Origin of the sequence: Janthinobacterium glycogeni (genome assembly GCF_051380725.1) — a bacterium.
GTDB lineage: Bacteria > Pseudomonadota > Gammaproteobacteria > Burkholderiales > Burkholderiaceae_D > Janthinobacterium.
The window spans coordinates 37,037-59,458 of record NZ_JBNYXP010000014.1 but is presented as its reverse complement, the minus strand read 5'-3'; the positions used below and the strand labels follow the sequence as shown (position 1 = coordinate 59,458).

The following is a 22,422-nucleotide window of genomic DNA, read 5'->3' as shown; positions in this document are numbered from 1 at the left end:
ATACCGGCGGCAAGCGCCCATGGACCAGCTGACCGCCCTGCGCGCCTTGCGCCGCGTCGTGGAACTGGGCAGTTTCACGGCCGCCGGCGCCGCACTCGGCATTTCCCACTCCATCGTGTCGCGCCAGATCCGCCAGCTGGAAAGCCAGCTGGGCGCCCAATTGCTCAACCGCACCACGCGCCGCTTCGCCCTGACGGCCGCCGGCCAGGAATACTATCTGGCCAGCCGCGACATCCTCGACGCCCTCGATGCGGCCGACAGGGCCGTCGCCATGCACCAGGCGCAGCCGTCCGGCAGCCTGCGCATCAATGCGCCGATGGCCTTCGGCACCCTGGAACTGGCCGCCTGGCTGCCCGAGTTTACGCGCCACTACCCGCACATCCACATCGATCTCGTCTGCAATGACCGCATCGTCGACCTGATCGACGATGGCTTCGACGTGGCGCTGCGCCTGGCGCGCGGCTTGCCCGACTCCACCCTGGTGGCGCGCCAGCTGGGCGGCAGCCGCACGGTGGCCGTCGCCTCGCCCGCCTACCTGGCCCGCCATGGCCATCCGGCCATGCCGCAAGACCTGGCGCAGCACAATTGCCTGATGTACAGCTCCGGCGAGAAACCGGCCGAGTGGTCGTTCACGGATGCCGGCGGCGGCGCGCACAAGGTAGCCGTGCGCGGCAGCCTGCAAGCCAATACCAGCGTGGCCCTGCGCGAGGCCGCCGTGGGCGGCATGGGGATTGCCGGCGCGGCCGACTTCATCGTGCGCGACGCGCTGCGCAGCGGCCAGCTGGTGGAAGTCTTGCCCGGCTACACCTTGCGCCCACGCACCTTGTACGCGCTGTACCCGCACAGCCGCCAGTTGTCGCCGAAAGTCAGGGTCTTTGTCGATTTTGCCGTGCAACACTATCAAAATCACCGCTGGGATTGATCAGGCCGGCTGCAGCGCCTTGCGCACGGCGCGGAACTGCTGCGTCAAGCCGCCGTAGCCCCAGGCCGCCTGGCGCGCGTCGTGCACGTGGATATAGCTGACGTCATGCAAGGCGCCGAGATGCTCGTGCATGGCGGCGAACACGGCGGCGATATACGCGGCCTTTTCCGCCGCCGTATTCGTTTCATCGCTGATCAGGATATCGAGGAAAAAGCTGGCCTTGCCCTGCGCCTGCAGGGATGGCCCGCCGACAAACCAGTGCGCCGCATCGGCATGGCTGATCGCCACCGACGTCAGTTCGGGCGCCTTGTGCAGCAACTGCGCCGTCAAGGCGCTCAAGGTGGCGGCGATGGCGGCCGACTGGCGCGCATCGGGCGTGGTGGACAAACGCAGGTTCAGGATGGGCATGGGATGCTCCGCAAGTGGATGAAGCCCCATTCTAGGCAGGCGGGAGGTAAAACGGCAGCCCTCGCCAGGTACAGGATTTGTGCAGTTTATGCACCAATGCCTGCGCGCATAAAAAAAGGGCTTGCCGCGGCAAGCCCTTGCTGCATGCGCCACCCTTATTTAGCGGCGCGCCACCTTCATCAGGCGTGCGCCGACGGATGACGACAGGCTGACCTCGAAACGGCCGCCGGCAGGCAAGGCGCTGACGTCGACGCTGGCTTTGCCACCCGTCAAGTCACTGGCGACCACCGTCTTGCGGCCATCGGCGGCCACGTGCAGCACGGCGGCGTACGGTTCCGTCTCGGCATTCCAGACCAGCGCCAGCTTGCCGCCGCTTTGTGTCGCATCGAACGTGGCATCGTTGGCGGCGGCCCTGCTGCGGCGCGCAGGGCGCTCCAGCTTGGCTAAAGCCTTGCCATTTGCCAATACCTGCACATCGCTGATTTCACCCGGGTTGGCGAAGCTGACGCGGAAATGGCTCATGGCGTTGCCGCCATGGTCAGCCACGGAAACGCCATCAAAAGGCAAGTCGATAGTCTGTCCCGACGCCGTCAGCACGCGCAAGATATACGCATGGCCGCTGCCGCTGGCAGCGGGGCCGATGCGCACCGACGAGGCAACGGCGGGACGCAGTCCCACGCCGGCCGGCGTGATGCGGCCGGAAATGGTCAGATAGCCATTCTCGGCCACGGACATGCTGGCAGCCAGCACATTGCTGCCTGTAATCTGCGTGCTGCGTCTTTCCAGGAATTGCTGTACCCGCACATAGCTGTAGTCGGAGAACCAGGCACCGCTGCAATAGCTCATCACGTCTTTCATCGGCGTGCTGCCGTAGACTGCCTTGCTCAACTGGCCAATGCTGCCCGCATAGTTGCTGTTGTACAGCGGTTGCGGGCCCAGCTCGCCATTCGGATACGGGTAGTCGGTGGCCGCATTGGCTGGACCGCCGCAGGCGACGTGCTGCAGCGAGTGGTTATGGCCCAGCTCATGCACAAGCGTAGTCAGCCATTCAGGCCAGCTATTGCCGAAGGGATCGACGGAGGCAATGCTGTTGGACTTGGCATCGAGGCCAATGGCCGCCGTGAAGGCATTGCTGCTGCCAGGCGGGTTGATGTAGGCCAGGCCGGCGGTGCGCGTGGAAGACATTCTCGGCACGAAACCATAGTAATAGGCGTCGCTATCTTCCTGCGCGCGCTTGTCGTTCAGGGCTTCCAGGGTCGTGTTCCACCAGCTGTCGGCCGTGCTGCTGCCCGCCACGCTCAGTGGGGCGCGCGTGGTAATGCTGATATTTTCCGCCGCATACGGATACACGCGCAGCAGCGCGGCTCGGATATCCTGGACGTCAGGCAGCTGCGCCACGCCATCGTCGGTGCTCAGCGGCACCAGCACCAGGTGAATTTTCGCCGCGCTGGCCACGACGGGCGCCGCTTCCTGGCTCACTTGCGTACCATCATTGCCCACGGCCGTCACGCGCACGCGCACGCCGGGCAAGATCCAGCCAGCAGGCAGGACGGCGCTGAAATTGCCGTTGAAACTGTAATCGCTTTTCACCGTCGGCAAGACCGATGGACCGCTCATGGTGATGCTGCCCAGGTTGCTGCCATTGGCGGCCGTCGCATTCAAGACCACGGCCGGGCTGGCCTGGCCTGTTTGCATGGCCAGCACGGAGACGCGCACGGCGGCCGGCTTGCCGCGCGTCAGGCGCAAGGCTGCATCGCTGGAATTCAAGTTCAGTACCTGCGCGAAATCAATGCTGCCCAAGGTAAAGGCCGACACCGTGCCCGCATTCACGGCGATGCGCGAAGCGGCTGACAGCATCACGTTGCCCGTTGCCGACGCTGGCGCAGACAGCAGCAGCTGGCTGCTACTGGCGCTGACGATGACGGCTGGCGTACTGCCCACCGTCGCCGAACTGACCTGGTCGAGATTGCTGCCCTGCAACGTCACCGACAAGGTCGCGCCGTTGACTACCGACGTGATCGACGTCACTGCCACGCTGGCCAAGACCGTGTACGTGTCGCTGCTGATCACATCGTTGTACGGACCGCGCACCGTCAGCGCGCCTGTCGCTGCGCCCGCAGGCACCACTACCGTCACGCTGCCGGCCGTCTGGCTTTGCGGCGTCGCCGACGCGCCATTGCCGAACTGCACCGCCGTCACGGCGCCCATGCCGCCGCCCGCGATCGTCACGCTGGAACCGACGCCGCCCGTTGCCGGCGCGACGCTGCTCACGCTCAGCGGCAAGTACACATTGACGTTATAACTGGTGCTTGCCGTGCCGCTGGCGCTGACGAGGCTCAAGGCGCCCGTCACCGGCGCGCCCGGCATGGACAGGGTCACGCTGGTGTCGCTGCTGGCGCTGGCGGCAACGTTCACGCTGCCTATCTGGAAAGCCGTCACGCGGCTCAGATTCGTGCCCGTCACCACCAGCCTGCCGCCCACGGCGACATTCGCCGCCGAGACGGCCGTTACGGCAGGAACCACGGCAGGATTGCCCGCCGTGGTCGATACCACCGTATCACCACCGCCTCCACCGCCGCAAGCGGACAGGCCCAGCACAAGAAACAAGGCAACAAGCAGATGGTTTTTCATGGCTGGCAACCATGTTGGTGCAGCGCGATGCCGGGGAGGACACGAGGGAAATGTGACATATTGGTGACTTTTGGTGAGAATGTGATTTCGAAGAAGCCATATTATGGGTTAATTCGATTCCCAAAGACAACTATTAATGCTTTTGATTCAATTGGTTTTGATAATAATAAAATATTTTCTTGGAAAGATTTATTTTAAGAATTATTCGCCCCCATCTATGGCCTTGCATCAAAATTATTTTCCATTACAGCTATTGCCATAAAATTCATTAAAAGTAGGCCGCTATGGCGCAAATAATGTGGGAATTTTTCCACAGCCTGGAGAGCGTATCTTCCTGGCAATTTTGGCGGAAGAATTAACATTTTCAGTACAATTTTCAGGAATGTCATTTCAGAATCAGGCGCGGCGCAAGCCGATGTGTTGCAAGCAAGCCTGCCGTGGGGCAAACGGCCGCTTTTGCTTAAAACCAAAGCAGCCTGATGCCGTATAATTTTAGACCCGGTGATTCAGGCGATTGCCACCTTCTGCCTGCCCTACCCGGCGGGCACACTCCGTCAGCTGATCCTGCTGGCCCGCAACCGCCTCGTACTGTCTTGTCGCCGCGCCGCCGCCCGTTTGCCTATTGAAAGCATGAAATGAACGATACCGTGATCCCCGCCATGTCCCCGACCGAAGCCACCTTGCGCGCCATCCTGGCGCAGCGGATCATGATCCTCGACGGCGCCATGGGCACGATCATCCAGCAGTACAAGCTCGACGAAGAAGCGTACCGTGGCGGTCCCGCCGGCCGCTTCATCGATTTCGCCGCGCCGGCCGACAGCGGCGCGCGCGAACTGTTCGTCAAGGGCAATAACGAGCTGCTGACCCTGACGCAGCCGCACATCATCCAGGAAATCCACGAGCGCTACCTGGCGGCCGGCGCCGACCTGATCGAAACAAATACCTTCGGCGCCACGACGATCGCCCAGGACGATTACCACATGGCCCACCTGGCCTATGAAATGAACGTCCAGGCGGCCAGGCTGGCGCGCGCCGCCTGCGACAAGTATTCCACCCCGGACAAGCCGCGCTTCGTCGCGGGCGCCCTGGGACCGACGCCAAAGACGGCGTCGATCTCGCCCGACGTGAACGACCCGGCCGCGCGCAACGTCAGTTTCGACCAGCTGGTGGCTGCCTACCTGCAGCAGACGCAGGGCCTGGTGGAGGGCGGCGCCGACGTGCTGCTGGTGGAAACCATCTTCGATACCTTGAACTGCAAGGCGGCCCTGTTCGCCATCGACCTGTTCTACGAGCAAAACCCGACCGTCGTGCGCCTGCCCTTGATGATTTCCGGCACCGTCACGGACGCCTCGGGCCGCATCCTGTCGGGCCAGACCGTGCCCGCCTTCTGGAATTCCGTGCGCCACGCGAAGCCGCTGACCATCGGCCTGAATTGCGCGCTGGGCGCCGCCCTGATGCGCCCGTACGCGGAAGAGCTGGCCAAGATCGCCGACACCTTCGTGTGCATCTACCCGAACGCGGGCTTGCCCAACCCCATGAGCGACACGGGTTTCGACGAGTTGCCAGCCGACACATCCGCCCTGCTGCGCGAATTTGCCGACGCGGGCTTTTTGAACATGGCAGGCGGCTGCTGCGGCACCACGCCCGAGCACATCGCCGCCATCGGCGAGTTGCTGTCGAAAAACACGCCGCGCACCGTGCCAGCGCCGTCGCACGACCTGCGCCTGGCGGGCCTGGAACCGTTCGTCGTCAACGACGAATCGCTGTTCGTCAACGTGGGCGAGCGCACCAACGTCACGGGTTCCAAAGCGTTCGCGCGCATGATTCTCAACGAGCAATACGACGAGGCGCTGTCCGTGGCGCGCCAGCAAGTGGAAAACGGCGCGCAAGTGATCGACATCAATATGGACGAGGCGATGCTCGATTCGCTGGCCGCCATGACGCGTTTCCTGAACCTGATCGCCTCGGAACCCGATATTTCGCGCGTGCCCATCATGGTCGACTCGTCGAAATGGTCGGTCATCGAAGCGGGCCTCAAATGCGTGCAGGGCAAGGCCATCGTCAACTCGATTTCCATGAAGGAAGGCGAAGAAGAATTCCTGCGCCAGGCGAAACTGTGCCGCCGCTACGGCGCGGCCGTCATCGTCATGGCCTTCGATGAGAAGGGGCAGGCGGACACCTTCGAGCGCAAGATCGAAATTTGCGCCCGCGCATATCATCTGCTGATCGATGCGCTGGACTTCCCGCCGGAAGACATCATTTTCGACCCGAACATCTTTGCCGTCGCCACCGGCATCGAAGAGCACAACAACTACGCCGTCGACTTCATCAACGCCACGCGCTGGATCAAGGAAAACCTGCCGTACGCGAAGATCTCGGGCGGCGTGTCGAACGTGTCCTTCAGTTTCCGCGGCAACGATCCCGCCCGCGAAGCCATCCACACCGTCTTCCTGTACCACGCCATCAAGGCCGGCATGACCATGGGCATCGTCAACGCCGGCATGGTGGGCGTGTACGACAACCTGGACCCGGAATTGCGCGAGCGCGTGGAAGACGTGGTGCTGAACCGCCGCGAAGATTCGACCGAGCGCATGATCGAATTTGCCGGCACCCTGAAGGCGGGCGGCAAGGCCGAGGTGCAAACCCTGGCATGGCGCGAAGGCACGGTGCAGGAGCGCCTGTCGCATGCGCTGGTGCACGGCATCACGCAATTCATCGTGGAAGACACGGAAGAGGCGCGCCAGGAACTGCTGCACAATGGCGGTCGCCCCATCCACGTGATCGAGGGCCCGCTGATGGCCGGCATGGACGTGGTGGGCGACCTGTTCGGCCAAGGGAAAATGTTCCTGCCGCAAGTGGTGAAATCGGCGCGCGTGATGAAACAGGCAGTGGCCCACCTGATTCCGTTCATCGAGGAAGAAAAGCTGCTGGAAGAGCAGCGCACGGGCATCGTCGCCAAGCCGAAGGGCAAGATCATCATGGCGACCGTCAAAGGCGACGTGCATGACATCGGCAAGAATATCGTCACGGTAGTCTTGCAATGCAATAACTTCGAAGTGGTCAACATGGGCGTGATGGTGCCGTGCTCGGAAATCCTCGCCCGCGCCAAGGTGGAAAACGCCGACATCATCGGTCTGTCAGGCCTGATCACGCCATCGCTGGAAGAAATGGCGTATGTCGCCAAGGAAATGCAGCGCGACGAACATTTCCGCATGCTGAAGATTCCCCTGCTGATCGGCGGCGCCACCACCAGCCGTGCCCACACGGCCGTGAAAATCGCGCACAACTACGAAGGCCCCGTCATCTACGTGCCGGACGCCTCGCGTTCGGTGTCCGTGGCGCAATCCTTACTGACGCCGGAACAGCGCGACAAGTACGTGGAAGACATCGAGCTCGACTACGCGCGCATCCGCGAGCAGCACGCCAACAAGAAGGCGCTGCCCATCCTGCCGCTGGCGCAGGCGCGCGCCAACAAGATGGTGGTGCCGTTCGACGGTCCCTGCGCGCCCGTGAAGCCGAAGTTCATCGGCCGGCGCGTGTTTAAAAATGTCGACCTGGCCACGCTGGCCAACTATATCGACTGGGGCCCGTTCTTCCAGACCTGGGATCTGGCCGGCCCCTTCCCTGCCATTTTGACGGATGAGGTGGTGGGCGACGCGGCCACCAAGGTCTATGCGGAAGGCCAGGCCTTGCTGAAAAAACTCATCGACGGGCGCTGGCTGACGGCCAACGGCGTCGTGTCCTTGCTGCCGGCCAACAGCGTCAATGACGACGATATCGAGGTGTACACGGACGATACGCGCAGTACCGTGGCGTTCACGTACTACGGCATGCGCCAGCAAGGCGTGAAACCCGTGGTCGATGGCGTGCAGCGTCCGAACCAGTGCCTGGCCGACTTCATTGCGCCGAAGGCATCGGGCGTGAAAGATTACATCGGCATGTTCGCCGTGACGTCCGGCCTGGGCATCGAAAAGTATGAAAAACGCTTCGAGGATGCGCACGACGATTACTCGTCCATCATGCTGAAGTCGCTGGCGGACCGCCTGGCCGAGGCGTTTGCCGAATACCTGCATGAGCGCGTGCGCAAGGATTTGTGGGGCTACGTGCCCGATGAGCACCTGGGCAACGACGACATGATCGCCGAGAAATATGTCGGCATCCGCCCGGCGCCCGGCTACCCGGCCTGCCCCGAGCATACGGTCAAGAAACAGATGTTCGAGGTCATGCAGGCCGAGGAAATCGGCATGCAGCTGACGGAATCGTATGCCATGTTCCCCGGCGCGGCCGTGTCCGGCTTCTATTTTGCCCATCCGGAGTCGAAATACTTCGTCGTCGGCAAGATCGGCATGGACCAGGTGGAAGACATGGCCAAGCGCCGTGGCGCCAGCATCGAGGACGTGGAACGCTGGCTGGCGCCGAATCTGTCGTAGTGCCATAATATAAGCACAAGGCGCGCGGAACTTATCGCGCGCCGAAGCGCACTAACGCAGTATGCCGGCTGGCATGCTGCATGCCCGCTCCGGCCCGTTCCCCAACTGGCAAGGAGGTAATATGGCAACCAACTTCAAACTGAAACGCTGGCAGGATCAGGTGATCCTGTTGCTGGGCCTGTGGCTGCTCGTCTCGCCCTGGGCCTTTTCCTACCCTGAAGGCTCGCCGCAGATGATCAACGCCTTTATCTCGGGCCTGGTCGTCGCCGTGCTGGCCGCCTTCGATCTGTACAAGACCTATTTCTGGGCCGTCGTCGTCAACCTGCTGGTGGGCGTCTGGGTGGCCGTGTCGCCGTGGGTGCTGCGGCTGGCCGACCAGCGCGTCGTCATGTGGAACGAGCTGATCGTCGGTATCGCCGTCGCCGTGCTGGCCCTGTGGGAGCTGCGCACCGACCCCGAGCTGCACAAGCACTGGCCCGGCGCGGCGGCGTAGCGGCGTAAAAAAGCCCTGTCACGGCGATGCCGTGCAGGGCTTTGGGAGACGGACAACACGCAAGTCCAGCAGATACGCAACGTCACAGCGCCTGGCATGAGCGTAGCGAGCGGAAGGGAGAGGTGGCTAAGAAGCGCAACCGTACTAAAGTACGGTGAGCATCGCAGGCCGCCTATACCGACGCGCAGTAGCTCAGGTCAGGCGCCATTACAAAGCATACCTTACAACGTTATCGCTCCATTCATAGGCGGCCATTTCCAGCTCCACCAGATCGTCCGGCGACATGGCCAGGTCGCGCAAGGTCGGCACGATCTCGCCTTCCATGTCTTCGATGCGTTCGATGCATTCGGCCAGGCGCAGCAGGTCGCCATAGAAACCTTCACGCGACAGCAGCGCTTCGGCCACTTCGTCGATCACTTCAATCTGGCTGAGGATTTCCGACATCGGCACGCCGAACAGGGTATCCATCAGCGACATGATGCCGACCGTAAAGGCGATATCGGCCGAATGGGCATGGTTCGGGCGCAGTTTATGCGCGAGCAATTCGAGCAAACGGCCGCGCGTGGTGGCCAGCATCAGCAGCGGCGTCATACTATGGCCGCGCTTGCTTGGTTCCGCGTACAGCATGATTTGCAGCCAGCGCTGCAATTGGCGGCGGCCCAGCACGGTCACGGCCTGGCTCAGCGAATCGATGCGCTGGCGCGCGCCCACGGCCGGCGTATTGACCAGGCGCAGCAAGTTCAGGGCGAGCGACACGTCGCGCTTGATGGCGCGCTCGATATCCATGTTGTCGGCATCCGATGTCACCAGTGTCATCAGTTCCATGACGGCCAGTTGCGACGGCGACAGCTTCTTGCCCGTCATGATGGCAGGCTTGGCAAAGTAATAACCCTGGAAATAATCGAAGCCCAGGTCCAGGCCCGACTTGAATTCTTCACGCGTCTCGACCTTTTCCGCCACCAGTTTCTTGTTTTCCTGCTTGAAACGGGGCGCCAGGGCTGCCAGCACTTTCGGGTCGACCGTGCTCATGTCCATCTTGACGTATTGCACCAGCGGCAGCAGTTCCTGCACTTGCGCCGTATCGGACACGACGTTTTCCAGCGCGAAGGCGAAGCCATGGCCCACCAGTTCGCTGATGCGCGCGCGCACTTCCGGCGTGACCGGCATCGATTCGACGATTTCCAGCACGACTTTTTCACGCGGCAGGAAAACGAAGATGTCGCTCATGATCACGTCGGCGTCGACGTTGACGAAACCGAGCGCGTCGCCGATGACTTTTTCCATGCCCAGCTGGGAAGCGTGGGCGATCACGGATGCCGTGGCGGACAGGTCGCTGGTAATGTTGGCGGGGCCGACCGGAGCGTTGCGGAATAGCAACTCATAGCCGAACAGGGCCTGGTTGCGGTCGAGGATAGGTTGTCGCCCCAGATAGAACTCGCGCACGCGCAAGGGTTTCGGGGTGATGTCGTTGCTGGAAATATCGATCATTAACTCTTCATCAATCACGTCGAGTGACACCGGCCGCGCGGCGCCCGCATCAAGGTTCACTATTGACAATACTTTAGCTGAATTTCGCCCGCGCTGTGGGTATTTTGGCAGTAATCAAGGCTATTGTCGTCAAAAATCAGGCCACTGGCGTATCTTGCACCATCCCATCGACAAATAATTTCAATTCGCCGGGCGCAAACGCCGTCCATTGCTCATTCGTCGTCAGCGGCTGGGTAACGATCACGGCCACTCTGTCCTGGGGCGTCGTCACCTGGGAAAAGTCCACGCTCAGGTCTTCATCGGAGAGTTTAGCAGTTGGAAACGGATGTTGTCGCACCAGATAGTGCAAGCTGGTCGAGCAATGGGCAAACAGCGCCTCGCCGCTCGACAGCATCATGTTGAACGTGCCGTGGGCCGCGATGCTGGGCAACAGCGCCGCCAGCGCGGCATGCAGTTGCGGCAAGGCCGGCGGGGCGTCGCCGAAGCGCGCGTGCAATTCCTGCAGCAGGTAGCAGAAAGCCCGTTCGCTGTCCGTGCAGCCGACGGGACGGTAACTGCCCGTCAGCACGGGGGTGAACTCCTTCAAATCGCCATTGTGGGCAAAGACCCAGTAGCGGCCCCACAGTTCGCGCACGAAGGGGTGGCAATTTTCCAGCGCCACCTGGCCCTGGGTCGCCTTGCGGATATGCGCGATGACATTGCGCGACTTGATGGGATAGCGTTTGATCAGTTCGGCCACGGGCGAGGCGATGGCCGCCTGGTGGTCGACGAAGTGGCGCACGCCGGCGCCCTCGAAAAAGGCGATGCCCCAGCCGTCATGGTGGGTATCGGTATGGCCGCCGCGCATGGCGAAGCCGGTAAAACTAAAGACAATGTCCGTGGGGACATTGCAATTCATTCCGAGAAGTTGGCACATGGTCTGTTTGCAGCGGGATAACACGGCCACCATACCATGCCGGCTTGCCGATTGGTATGGTGGCGATAGCCATCCGGTCAGTGCAACAGGACTGGCTGGCTCATGAGGGAATCATAGCTGCCCAAAAATTCATCGATCTCTTCCATGCTCGGTTCGCTGGCAATCAATTCCGTGACGTCGCGGCGGAAGTGTTGCGCGAGGACTCCCGCGATGAAAGTCTCGCGTTTGCCGCCCTTGTCGACGATTTCATAGCCGCCGAAGCGCAGGGCTTCCAGGTCGCCATCGACGCCGAATTCCACGACGCTGTACTGTTCGCTGTTATAGATCAGGTTCATTTTGCATCCTTCGCTCAAGCAAGAGAAACTCTTGCGGTTTCAGGACAGAGGTGGGGTCCCCACGCCGCCATTTCAAGCGGCCGGGCCACCCTGCGGGCTACAGAGTTGTAACGAGATGCAAACTGCGACTGCGGTAATACCGTCAGGAAGCCGCGTTCAGGAAACAAGCACGTCCGGTTCCAGCGCCAGCAGGACATCGTAGGGACTGGCGGTGAGCCAGGTGCGCAGCTGTTCGATGTGCGAGGCATCGGCCAGGCTGATGAACAGGCGCGCGGGTGGATGGCGCAGCAGACGATTTAATGTTACACGCAATACGAGATTGCCGCTGCAGCACAGGCAGCCGGGCGCGATGCGCAACAGTTGCAGTGGAAACGATGGAGAAGGGGAAATTTGTTCGGCCAGGTCGGCCAGGATGGCGTTGCCATCAGCGAGACCCTCGAGGATCACGGCGGCCGGCTGGCCAGGCTGCAAGGCTTGCGCGATGGCAGCCTCGCGCCCGGCGGCGCTGCCGCCGCTGACCAGGGTCAGCGGCGTCGGACGCCGTACGGCTGCCGTCACAGGCCTTTCTTGGCCAGCTTGCCCGGTTCGACGCCCAGCTGTTTCAGCTTGCGGTACAAATGGGTGCGTTCCAGGCCCGTTTTTTCCGCCACGCGGGTCATGCTGCCGCCTTCGCGGCCCAGGTGGTGTTCGAAATACATGCGCTCGAACGCGTCGCGCGCCTCGCGCAGCGGCAAGTCGAACGACAGGTTGTAGCCATGGCCTTCGGCCACCGCCGGTACGGCGATGCCTGGGCGCACCATCAGCTGTTGCGGCGCGCTGCCGCCAAAGCTGGGCACGGGATGGCTGCTTTCCTCGGCCACCACGGGCGCCGCGGGGCGCGGCGCCACGCTCGGCGCGCGCACGGTTTCCTGTGCCCGCGTCAAGCCTTGCTGGACCGCTTTTAGCAGTTTTTGCAGGGCAATCGGTTTTTCCAGGAAGTTCATGGCGCCGATGCGCGTCGCCTCGACCGCCGTATCGATGGTGGCGTGGCCCGACATCATGATCACCGGCATGGTCAGCAAGCCATCGCGCTGCCACTCCTTGAGCAAGGTGACGCCATCGGTGTCGGGCATCCAGATATCCAGCAACACCAGATCCGGCGCACCGGCGGCACGCGCTTCGCGCGCCTGCTGCGCATTTTCGGCCAGCTGGATAGCATGTCCTTCGTCGCCCAAAATTTCCGAGAGCAACTCACGGATACCCATTTCATCATCCACTACGAGTATGTTTGCCATTCGTGTCTTGCCTTCCTCATTTCGCCGGCCGTCGCGCACAAGATGTACACGGCGGACAACTATGATTTTATTAGTGTTTTAAATACTAAACCAGACCCTCACGCCAGGAATTCCTGGGCAGGAGTGTCGGGAGCTAACTTTAACAGCAAAATGACCACCGAAGCGCCATTGCCGTCGACCCGGTTCTCGATATCGATGCGTCCGCCGTGTTCATCGATAATTTTCTTTACCATCGCCAGGCCCAATCCCGTGCCGCGGGCCTTCGAGGTCACATACGGCTCGAAGGCGCGCGCCAGGATTTTTGGTGCAAAACCTGGACCATTGTCGGTGATGGCCAGCCGTACGGCGATATTCACGCCGCCGTCCGCACTGCGATAATGAATTGCTTCCGTCCTTACGTCAATCCGCGGATGCGGCGAATCCGGCGGCAGGTCGGCCATGGCGTCCTGCGCGTTCTGCAGCAGGTTATGGATCACCTGGCGCAACTGGGTCGGATCGCCCATCACCATCGGCAGATTCGGCGCCAGCAGCGGGTGGATGATGTCGCCATCGTCGCCGCGCAGGTACAGGTTCAGGATCTCTTCGATCAGCTCGTTCAGGCGCAGGGGCACGAGCACGGCCGGCGGCGTGCGCGCATAGTCGCGGAAGTCGTCGACCATGCGCTTCATCGCATCGACCTGCTTGACGATGGTGGTGGTGGCGCGGCTGAGCAGGTCGGCATCGGGCTGCTCCAGCTTGCCTTCGAGCTTCATCTGCAGGCGCTCGGCCGACAGCTGGATCGGCGTGAGCGGATTCTTGATTTCATGCGCCAGGCGGCGCGCCACCTCGCCCCAGGCGATCGAACGCTGCGCGGAAATGACGTCGGAAATATCATCGAACACGACGATATAGCCGCTGCCGGACTCCAGCGGCAAGCGCGAGCCGCGCGCCAGCAAGGTGATGTCATGCTCGTCGGCACTGCTGCCCAGGCGGCGCGGAATCTCGATCTGGCGCTGCCAGTGCAGACGCTGCTGGTTGCGGCCCGACGCCGATTGCGCGCTTTGCGCCGTGAAGGCGCTGATGATGGCGCCGCCAAATTCTTCCATTCCAGCAATCTGCGCCAGCGGCTGGCCCACCATGCTCATCCCGGAATGCTGGAGGATGCGCTCGACCGATTCATTGCAGGTCACCAGTTTGAAGTCGCCATCGAGCACCATCACGCCGGCCGACATGTTCGCCAGTACCGATTCCAGGTGGGCCTTGGCGTTTTGCAGTGCGGCGCGGTTGCTTTCCACGGCCGTGCGCGCATCGAGCAGCTGGCGCGTCATGATGTTGAACGATTGCGTCAGCGTACCCAGTTCATCCTTGGTGGCGACGATAGGGCGCGGCGACAGGTCGCCCTCGGCCACGGCGCGCGTGCCCTCGGCCAGCAGCAGCAGGGGCTGGGCCAGGTTGCCCGCGATCAGGAAAGCGCTGCCGATGGCACCAAAGATGGCCAACAGCAAGGTCAAGGTGAGGATTTCCATGTACATCTTGCGCAGTCCCACGCGCGCGACGAAACGTTCCTTGTATTCGCTGTAGGCGGCGCGCAGCACTTCGCCATTCGTCGCCAGCTTGGGCGGCACCGATTGCAGCAGTTGCAAATAGCGGGGCGAGACGGACGGCCCCGGCACGGCCACCAGCACGCGCAGGCGCAGGCTGGCCGCCGTTTCCAGCGACGCAGGCAAGCCCGAGCGGAAACCGCCGCCGCCCGACTCCGTGCCATCGTCGTGCAATTCCAGCCCCCCTTCGGCGGAGGCATAGCCGGCCGGCAAGGCCGCCTGCACCAGCATGGCCGGCGTCGGCAAGTCGGCCGCGCTGTGCGGGCCGGCGCTGGCCAGCAGCACGCCGTCGCCGCTGACGAGCATGACATTTTGCATGCCCTCTTCGCGCAGCAGGCTGGTCAGTACGGCCGGGCCGGCCACCGGGTCGGCGCCCATTTCTTCGACGGCCTTGTGGCCCCGGTGATCGAGCTCGACCAGGGCCGCATCGAGGCCGGCACGGCCCAGCTCAATCCCCGATTCCAGCGCCGCTTCGATCTTGACGTTGAACCAGGATTCGATGGAGTGGGAGACGAATTGCACAGAGACAAGGAAAATCACCAGGCCCGGCAGGATGCCGACGGCGGCGAACAGCATCACCAGGCGCGTCATCAGCTTGGAGCCGAACTTGCCGCTCTTGTAGCGCGCGTACAGGCGCCCCAGGGAAATGCCAACCAGCGCCAGCAGGGACACGGCCACGGCCGCGTTCAGGCCCAGCAGCCAGGTGTAGTAACGGTCGAAAAAGCCGGAATTATCGGAAGCCGACGCCAGCAGGAACAGCAGGATACTGACAATGCCGCCGCCCACCACCAGCAAATAGCGCAATGCTTGACTCACTACTCCGCCGTATACAAGAAGGTTTTTTTATTCGAAGCCAGGCGCCAGTCGCTGTTATTGAAGGCATTGACCTGTATCGGCTTGGGCAGGTAGTCGCGGTCCATGCCCATGCGCAAGGTAACGTTATACGTCTGCCCCACTTTCAGCTCGCCGCGCCGCGCCACCAGCCAGCGGCTGGGACGGCGGATCAGGAACAGCGCATCGTCGAGCGTGGGGAAGCTTTGCTGCAAGCCGCCGCCCGACACGTGATACTGGCGCGTCAGCACGTTGTACGACAGCTTGCTGGTCTGGCGCGCGACGATGGCTTTTTCATCGAACCAGTACCAGCGGGGCCGGGTCAGTTCGATTTCCGTCGTGAAATACAGCGGCACGCCATGCTGCACGGCATCGTCGAGGTCGTGATTGAGCTCGAAGGAATACGTGGCGGCCAGCTTGTAGCCCTCTTCGCCAGCCTCGATGTAGGCACGGGTGATCTCGACCATATCGGCGGCATGCGCGCGTGGCATGGTACATGCCAGCATCAGCAGCAGGGCCAGGAGTCGGAAGAGTCGTGTTGTCACAAGTGTGCCGGTAGTGTCCGTGAGAAAAGGTTCGACGAATCGCTCAAGCCGCATTTTTTTGGAATAGCGCATAGAACAAACCGTCGTGGTCCTGCTCCGCGCTGCCAGTCGGCAACAGCTGGCCAGGCGCTGTCAATCGGGTCGCATTATTGCGCACCGCAAATGCCGCCGCCTGTGCCTCGGACTCTTGCGGCCACAACGAACATGTCACGAACAGCAATTTACCATCGGGGCGCAGCATCTGCCACAGGTTGTCCAGAATTTTGGATGAAAGTGTTGCAAGTTGGAACGCGTCGCCCTTGCGGCGCAACCAGCGGATATCGGGATGGCGGCGCACGATGCCCGAGGCCGTGCACGGCACGTCGGCCAGGATGCGGTCGTACTGCTGGCCGTCCCACCATGCGCTTGATTGCGCGTCCTGCGCCTTCAAGGTCGCGTCCAGGCCCAGGCGCTCAAGGTTTTCCGCGATGCGCGGCAGGCGCTTGGCGTCCGCATCGATGGCCGTCACGTGCACGTCGGCCAGTTCCAGGATATGGCATGTCTTGCCGCCCGGCGCCGCACAGGCATCGAGTACGCGCATGCCGTCCTGCAAGTCCAGCAGCGGTGCGGCCAGTTGCGCGCCAGCATCCTGCACGGAGACGACACCCTGCTCGAAGCCGGGAATCAGCGCCACGCCGATCGGCTTGTCCAAGCGCACGGCAAACGGTCCCACCTGGCGCGCGGCGATACCCGCCTCCGCCAGCACGGCCAGATAGGCTTCGACCGTGCTCTTGCGGCGATTCACGCGCAAGGTCAATGGCGGCACGGCATTGCCGGCCGTCAGAATGGCTTGCCAGTCGCGCGGGTAAGCCAGGCGCAGCGAATCGATCCACCACTGCGGATAATTCCATTGCGCCAAAGGTTGCTGCAAGGCCGCCTCCAGCAAGGACTTGCGCTCGCGCAAGAAGCGCCGCAAGACGGCGTTGACCATGCCCTTGGCGTGCGCCAGGTCAGGGTGCGAGGTGGCCACCGTGACAGCCTGGTCGACCACGGTAAACTCTTCGTACGGCTGCTCGCCCGGCTCGGCCGACATCAAGGACAGCGCGCAGCACAGCAGGGCTGCGAGCATCGGCGGCTCCGGCGCCTTCGACGTCATCAGGCCGACCAGGGTTTCGCTGCGGCCCAGCTGGCGCATGGTGCGGTAGGAAATATCCTGGATGGCGCCGCGCGCCTGCGGGCTGGCGTTCGATTGCGCAAACACCTTGGCCAGCGCCTGCGGCAGGGCCGTGCCCGTGCGCACTTGCGCCACGGCATTGGCCGCGCCCAGCAGGCAAAACGCCAGCGAGTCGGCGCGCAAATCGGGTTGGAAGCCTGGCTGCAAGACCGGTTTCAGGTCGGGATGGTAGCTGGGACGCAATTTCGGTGCGGCAGGCGCCTGGCCTGGCGCCGGCTTGGTTTTCAATTTCAGCGTGGGGCGCTTGTTCATAGTTATCCGGTGTGGCTGCGCGCGGCGGGCTGCATGGAGGCAAAGTCGCGGCCGCGCGTCATCAATAAAGGGTCGATTGTAGCGTTTGTGGCGTCCTCTGGCCCAAGCGATTGCAGCGATACCTGTAAATTGCGGCAAAAAACTGCATATATACAAGCAGAATGCGCCATGCTGATGTTTTCGCGCACCAACATGGGCATGCTCTCCTGATAATATCGTGAAACGCGCCGGCACGGGGACACTGCCGGCTAGCGTATTGTTCCCGGCAGCAAACCAGTATAATTAACCCAGTCTGGGCGGCGATGTCATGGCCGTCCGTTTTGCTTTTCGATTCATTCTATTCATTCTTAACGCGGTTCCACCGCCATCCTGCTCATGCTCGCCCAACAGAAACAAGAAATCATCGCCCTGTTCCAGGCCGCCCTCGCTCCCGTCCTGGCCGGCACTTCGCTTGAGCCTACCGTGGTGCTCGAGCGACCACGCGATGCATCGCATGGCGACGTCGCCTGCAATATCGCCATGCAACTGGCCAAGCAGCTGAAACAGAACCCGCGCGAACTGGCGCAAACCATCGTGACGGCCGTGCTGGCCAACCCGGCCGGCAAGGGCCTGGTCGAGGCGGTGGAAATCGCCGGTCCCGGCTTCATCAACGTGCGCGTCTCCGCCGCCGCCAAGCAGGCCGTGGTGAAAACCATCTTGAGCGAGGCCGACAGCTATGGCCGCAGCACGGCAGGCGCCGGCAAGCAAGTCATCCTGGAATTCGTCTCGGCCAATCCGACCGGTCCGCTGCACGTGGGCCACGGCCGCCAGGCAGCCCTGGGCGACGCCCTGTCCTCGCTGTTCGACGCGCAAGGCTACCAGGTCACGCGCGAGTTCTACTACAACGACGCGGGCGTGCAGATCCAGACCCTGGCCAATTCCGTGCAGGCGCGCGCGCGCGGCTTCAAGCCCGGCGACGCCGAATGGCCCGAGTCGGCCTACAACGGCGACTACATCGCCGACATCGCCAGCGACTTCAAGGCCGGCAAGACCGTGTCGGCCAGCGACGGCTTGCCAGCGACGGCCAACGGCAACGTGGACGACATCGATTCGATCCGCCCGTTCGCCGTCACCTACCTGCGCAACGAGCAGGACATCGACTTGCAGGCCTTCGGCGTGAAGTTCGACAATTACTACCTGGAATCGTCGCTGTACGCGGACGGCAAGGTCAACAGCGCGGTGGAAACCCTGATCAAGGCGGGCCACACCTACGAGCAGGATGGCGCGCTGTGGCTGCGCACCACCGACTTCGGCGACGACAAGGACCGCGTGATGCGCAAGACGGACGGCACCTACACGTATTTCGTGCCGGACGTCGCGTATCACCTGGTGAAATGGCAGCGCGGCTTCGTGCAGGCCATCAATATCCAGGGCAGCGACCACCACGGCACCATCGCGCGCGTGCGCGCCGGCCTGCAGGCGGTCGACATGGGCATCCCGCAAGGCTACCCCGACTACGTGCTGCACAAGATGGTCACCGTCATGAAGGACGGCGAGGAAGTCAAGATTTCGAAACGCGCCGGCTCCTACGTGACCGTGCGCGACCTGATCGAATGGTCGGGCGGCGGCGACATCGCCAAGGGCCGCGACGCCGTGCGCTTCTTCCTGATCTCGCGCAAGGCCGACACGGAATTCGTCTTCGACGTCGACGTGGCGCTGAAAACCACCGATGAAAACCCTGTGTATTACGTGCAGTACGCGCATGCGCGCATCTGCCGCATCCTGGAAAACTGGGGCGGCGATGCAAGCACGGTCGCCGGCGTGGACTTGTCCCCGCTGACGGCGCCGACCGAAGCGACCCTGCTGGCGACCCTGGCCGCCTACCCGGAAATGCTGGCGCGCGCGCAAGCGGAACTGGGACCGCACCAGGTCGCCTTCTACCTGCGCGAGCTGGCCGCCAACCTGCACAGCTTCTACTTCGCCGAAAAAGTGCTGGTCGAGGACGAAGCCGTCAAGATGGCCCGCCTGGCCCTCGTCGTCGCCGCGCGCCAGGTATTGCGCAACGGCCTGGCACTGATCGGCGTGTCCGCGCCAAACAAAATGTAATCGCGAAGGTCAAACCGTCAATGAATCATGCTTCCCGCTTCTCTTCGACCCGGCGCCAGCAGGGCAACACCCTGGTCGGCATCATCATCGGCCTGGTCATCGGCCTGGGCATCGCCGTGGTGGTCGCCCTGGTGATCACCAAGGGCGCCTCGCCCTTCACCGACAAGTCGGGCAAGGCCGGCAAATCGGCCGAACCGACGGCCGGCCAGATCGCCGACCCGAACAAGCCGATGTACGGCAACAAGGAAGCGGCCAAGGAAGCGGCGCGCGACTTCTCCAAGGAGCCGCGCGAGATCGTCACGCCGACGCAGCCGGCCGCACCGGCGCCCGCGCCCGCGCAGCAGCCGAAGGCGCCGCCGCCGGACGCGCTGCAGGAATTGATCGGTACCTTGAAGGACAAGCCGGCGCCGAAAACGCCGGCGGCTGCACCAGCGGCGCCCGCGCCGCAAGCCAAGGCCGACGTGAAAGAAGCCAAGGCCGATGCAGCCAGCGACAAATGGATTTATTATCTGCAGGCCGGCGCCTTCCATGACATGTCGGACGCCGAAAGCACGCGCGGCAAACTGGCGCTGCTCGGCTTCGAAGCGGCCATCAGCGACCGCAGCACCGACGCCGGCGTGCTGCACCGCGTGCGCATCGGGCCGTTCAACCAGCTCGAAGCGATGAACCGCGCGCGCACCAAACTGTCTGAAAACGGCATCGATGTCGCCGTCGTCCGCAATCAAAAATAAGGAACCAGCATGCGTTTTCTGAAGAACATCCTGATCGCCGCCGCCCTGTGCACTGTCGCCCTGGGCGCGTCCGCCTCTCCTGCCGAGCCGAAGAACGGCGTCGAATACGACACCCTGGCCACGCCGCAGGCGACGGAATCGGGCAAGAAAATCGAAGTGACGGAATTCTTCGCCTATTACTGCCCGCATTGCAACGTGCTCGAGCCGCAGCTGGCGGCGTGGGTCAAGAAACAGGGCGACAACATCGTCTTCAAGCGCGTGCACGTGTCGCGCGACGAGAGCGTGTTGCCGCAGCAGCGGCTGTTCTTCACCCTGCAAGCCATGGGCCTGGTCGACAAGCTGCACACCGGCGTCTTCCACGCCATGCACGTGGAACGCAACCGGCTGAACACCGACGACGCCGTCTTCGACTTCGTCGCCAAGCAGGGTGTGGACCGCCAGAAATTCATCGACACCTACCGTTCGATGGGCGTCTCGGCCCGCGTGCGCCGCGCGGACGCCATGATGCAGGGCTATAACGTGACGTTCTGGCCCATGATCGCCATCGACGGCCGCTACATCACCTCGCCTTCGCAGGCCGATCAGGGCAGCAAGTCGGCCAAGAACGAAGAGCAGCTGAACGCCCAGGCGCTCACCGTGATGGACGTGCTGGTCGCGAAAGCCAAAGCGGAAAAGAAATAAGCATGGCCACTTCCCTGGCGCGCCCGGACATCGCCTGATGCAACGCGTTTTCATCACGGGCGCGTCGAGCGGACTGGGCGCCGCCCTGGCGCTGCAGTACGCGCGCCAGGGCGCGCAACTGGGCTTGCTGGCCCGCCGCGGCGACACCCTGCAGCAACTGATCGCTTCCCTGCCCCACCCTGAACGCCACCGCGCCTACGCCGTCGACGTGTGCGACCACGCCGCCCTGAAAAACGCAGCACAGGACTTCATCGCCCATGCCGGCGGCATCGACGTCGTCATCGCCAGCGCCGGCGTCTCGTACGGCACCTTGAGCGAACACGCGGAAGACCTCGACGCCTTCGCGCGCCTCATCGCCATCAACGTCACGGCCACCGTCGCCACCTTCGCGCCCTTCATCGCCGCCATGAAAAACCAGGGCAGCGGACGCCTGGTGGGCATCGGCAGCGTGGCCGGCATCCGCGGCCTGCCCGGCGCCGAAGCCTACAGCGCCTCGAAGGCGGCCGTCATCAGCTACTGCGAATCGCTGCGCCTGGAATTGAAACCGGCGGGCATCAAGGTCGTCACCATCACGCCCGGCTACATCGACACGCCGATGACGCGCCACAACGCCTACCGCATGCCCTTCCTGATGCCGGCCGACAAATTCGCCGCGCGCGCCGCGCGCGCCATCGCCGACGGCGACAGCTACCGCGTGATCCCGTGGCAGATGGGCGTCGTCGCCAAGCTGCTGCGCGCACTGCCCAATGCCGTCTACGACCGGGCCTTCGCGAATGCGCCGCACAAGGCGCGCAACTGAACTGACCAACATGACGAAGCACTCAGACCTGAACAGCGCGGCCATCGCCGCCCATTGCGCCACGGGCGCCTCGCACGTTGCCATCGAAGTGGTCGACGAAACGGGATCGACCAACGCCGACCTGCTGGCGCGCTGCGCCACACTGGCCGGCCCGACCCTGCGCATCGCCGGCCAGCAGACGGCCGGGCGGGGGCGCGCCGGACGGCCGTGGGTGTCGCAGGCGGACGCCAGCCTGATGTTCTCGCTGGCCTGGCGCTTCAAGGGACCGCTGCACCAGCTGGTCGGCCTGCCGCTGGCCGTCGGCGTGGCGCTGGCCGAAAGCATGACGGCGCTGGGCGTGCCGGTGCAACTGAAGTGGCCGAACGACCTGCTCAAGGATGGCCACAAGCTGGCGGGCATCCTCGTCGAAACGCAGCAGGCAGCCGATGGCGGCGTGTGGGCCGTGATCGGCTGCGGCATCAATCTGCTGATGCCCGATGCGCTGGAACGGCAGATCGGCCGCAGCGTCTCGGCCGTGCCCTGGCTGGCGCAGATGGAGCGCAACACCCTCGTGGCGGCGCTCTTGAGCCGCCTGGCCGGCGTGCTGGCCGAATTCGACGACACGGGCTTTGCGCCGTTTACGGAACGCTGGAACCTGCTGCATGCGTGGCAGGGCCAGCACGTGAAAATCCTCGACAACGGCCAGTTGCTGCAGCAAGGCGTGGCCGCCGGCGTGGATCAGCTGGGCCGTTTGCTGCTGCGCACCGACGGCGGCCTGCAAGAAGTCATGTCCGGCGACGTGTCCTTGCGCCTGGCCGGGGAGTAAGCG

At 63.2% G+C, this 22,422-nt stretch carries 18 protein-coding genes; 8 read left to right on the top strand and 10 right to left on the bottom strand.

From position 1 onward, the window contains the following. The first annotated feature begins 19 nt into the window (after nucleotides 1–19). Complete coding sequence (locus tag ACQ4W4_RS24295; protein ID WP_436544126.1) at nucleotides 20–922, top strand: LysR family transcriptional regulator; 903 nt, start codon at nucleotides 20–22, stop codon at nucleotides 920–922. Here the strand turns inward: ACQ4W4_RS24295 and ACQ4W4_RS24290 are convergent, their stop codons facing one another. Together ACQ4W4_RS24290 and ACQ4W4_RS24285 are read right to left on the bottom strand one after the other, a co-directional pair. Continuing rightward, the gene (locus tag ACQ4W4_RS24290; RefSeq protein ID WP_436544125.1) at nucleotides 923–1,330 is read right to left on the bottom strand and encodes a tautomerase family protein; all 408 of its coding nucleotides are present in this window, start codon (nucleotides 1,328–1,330) and stop codon (nucleotides 923–925) included. It lies immediately after the preceding gene. A gap of 159 nt (nucleotides 1,331–1,489) precedes the next feature. After that, nucleotides 1,490–3,961, bottom strand: coding sequence for an IPT/TIG domain-containing protein (locus ACQ4W4_RS24285; RefSeq protein ID WP_436544124.1), 2,472 nt, complete (start codon nucleotides 3,959–3,961; stop codon nucleotides 1,490–1,492). Nucleotides 3,962–4,596: 635 nt separating this feature from the next. On the opposite strand from ACQ4W4_RS24285, the gene metH reads away from it, so the two are divergent. Continuing rightward, complete coding sequence (gene metH / locus ACQ4W4_RS24280) at nucleotides 4,597–8,391, top strand: methionine synthase (protein ID WP_436544123.1); 3,795 nt, start codon at nucleotides 4,597–4,599, stop codon at nucleotides 8,389–8,391. 121 nt (nucleotides 8,392–8,512) lie between these two features. Then, nucleotides 8,513–8,884 (top strand): SPW repeat protein, encoded by a 372-nt coding sequence (locus ACQ4W4_RS24275; protein WP_436544122.1) that lies wholly within the window; start codon nucleotides 8,513–8,515, stop codon nucleotides 8,882–8,884. Between the two features lie 207 nt (nucleotides 8,885–9,091). On the opposite strand, the gene ACQ4W4_RS24270 is transcribed toward ACQ4W4_RS24275, so the two are convergent. From ACQ4W4_RS24270 to rsmB, 8 genes are all read right to left on the bottom strand, one after another. Continuing rightward, nucleotides 9,092–10,372 carry an EAL and HDOD domain-containing protein gene (locus ACQ4W4_RS24270; RefSeq protein WP_436544121.1) on the bottom strand — a complete coding sequence of 427 codons (1,281 nt, stop codon included), beginning with the start codon at nucleotides 10,370–10,372 and terminating at the stop codon, nucleotides 9,092–9,094. A gap of 136 nt (nucleotides 10,373–10,508) precedes the next feature. Then, a complete protein-coding gene (locus ACQ4W4_RS24265) occupies nucleotides 10,509–11,288 on the bottom strand; it encodes a class II glutamine amidotransferase (RefSeq protein WP_436544120.1) in 780 nt (259 codons plus the stop codon). Nucleotides 11,289–11,365: 77 nt separating this feature from the next. Beyond that, nucleotides 11,366–11,623, bottom strand: coding sequence for a BTH_I0359 family protein (locus ACQ4W4_RS24260; RefSeq protein ID WP_100875523.1), 258 nt, complete (start codon nucleotides 11,621–11,623; stop codon nucleotides 11,366–11,368). 156 nt (nucleotides 11,624–11,779) lie between these two features. Next, nucleotides 11,780–12,181: a CobW family GTP-binding protein gene (locus ACQ4W4_RS24255; RefSeq protein WP_436544119.1), complete on the bottom strand. Its 402-nt coding sequence runs from the start codon at nucleotides 12,179–12,181 to the stop codon at nucleotides 11,780–11,782. Then, complete coding sequence (locus tag ACQ4W4_RS24250; protein ID WP_092716767.1) at nucleotides 12,178–12,897, bottom strand: response regulator; 720 nt, start codon at nucleotides 12,895–12,897, stop codon at nucleotides 12,178–12,180. Before ACQ4W4_RS24250 ends, ACQ4W4_RS24255 begins: the two co-directional genes overlap by 4 nt. Nucleotides 12,898–12,995: 98 nt before the next feature. Continuing rightward, the gene (locus tag ACQ4W4_RS24245) at nucleotides 12,996–15,293 is read right to left on the bottom strand and encodes a sensor histidine kinase (protein WP_436544118.1); all 2,298 of its coding nucleotides are present in this window, start codon (nucleotides 15,291–15,293) and stop codon (nucleotides 12,996–12,998) included. Beyond that, nucleotides 15,293–15,799, bottom strand: a complete 507-nt coding sequence (locus ACQ4W4_RS24240) for a DUF4390 domain-containing protein (RefSeq protein WP_314606323.1) — start codon at nucleotides 15,797–15,799, stop codon at nucleotides 15,293–15,295. Before ACQ4W4_RS24240 ends, ACQ4W4_RS24245 begins: the two co-directional genes overlap by 1 nt. Before the next feature lie 97 nt (nucleotides 15,800–15,896). After that, the gene (rsmB, locus tag ACQ4W4_RS24235; protein ID WP_230506384.1) at nucleotides 15,897–17,318 is read right to left on the bottom strand and encodes a 16S rRNA (cytosine(967)-C(5))-methyltransferase RsmB; all 1,422 of its coding nucleotides are present in this window, start codon (nucleotides 17,316–17,318) and stop codon (nucleotides 15,897–15,899) included. Nucleotides 17,319–17,693: 375 nt separating this feature from the next. Between rsmB and argS the strand changes: the two genes are divergently transcribed. Genes argS through ACQ4W4_RS24210 form a run of 5 tightly spaced genes read left to right on the top strand, consistent with a single transcriptional unit; the run spans nucleotide 17,694 to nucleotide 22,419 of the window. Further along, nucleotides 17,694–19,403: an arginine--tRNA ligase gene (gene argS, locus ACQ4W4_RS24230; protein ID WP_436544117.1), complete on the top strand. Its 1,710-nt coding sequence runs from the start codon at nucleotides 17,694–17,696 to the stop codon at nucleotides 19,401–19,403. Between the two features lie 20 nt (nucleotides 19,404–19,423). Next, the gene (locus tag ACQ4W4_RS24225; RefSeq protein ID WP_436506128.1) at nucleotides 19,424–20,134 is read left to right on the top strand and encodes an SPOR domain-containing protein; all 711 of its coding nucleotides are present in this window, start codon (nucleotides 19,424–19,426) and stop codon (nucleotides 20,132–20,134) included. A gap of 9 nt (nucleotides 20,135–20,143) precedes the next feature. Beyond that, complete coding sequence (locus ACQ4W4_RS24220; protein WP_436544116.1) at nucleotides 20,144–20,815, top strand: thiol:disulfide interchange protein DsbA/DsbL; 672 nt, start codon at nucleotides 20,144–20,146, stop codon at nucleotides 20,813–20,815. Nucleotides 20,816–20,852: 37 nt separating this feature from the next. Next, nucleotides 20,853–21,614, top strand: a complete 762-nt coding sequence (locus tag ACQ4W4_RS24215) for an SDR family oxidoreductase (RefSeq protein WP_436544115.1) — start codon at nucleotides 20,853–20,855, stop codon at nucleotides 21,612–21,614. 10 nt (nucleotides 21,615–21,624) lie between these two features. Further along, complete coding sequence (locus tag ACQ4W4_RS24210; protein ID WP_436544114.1) at nucleotides 21,625–22,419, top strand: biotin--[acetyl-CoA-carboxylase] ligase; 795 nt, start codon at nucleotides 21,625–21,627, stop codon at nucleotides 22,417–22,419. The last annotated feature ends 3 nt before the right edge of the window (nucleotides 22,420–22,422 follow it).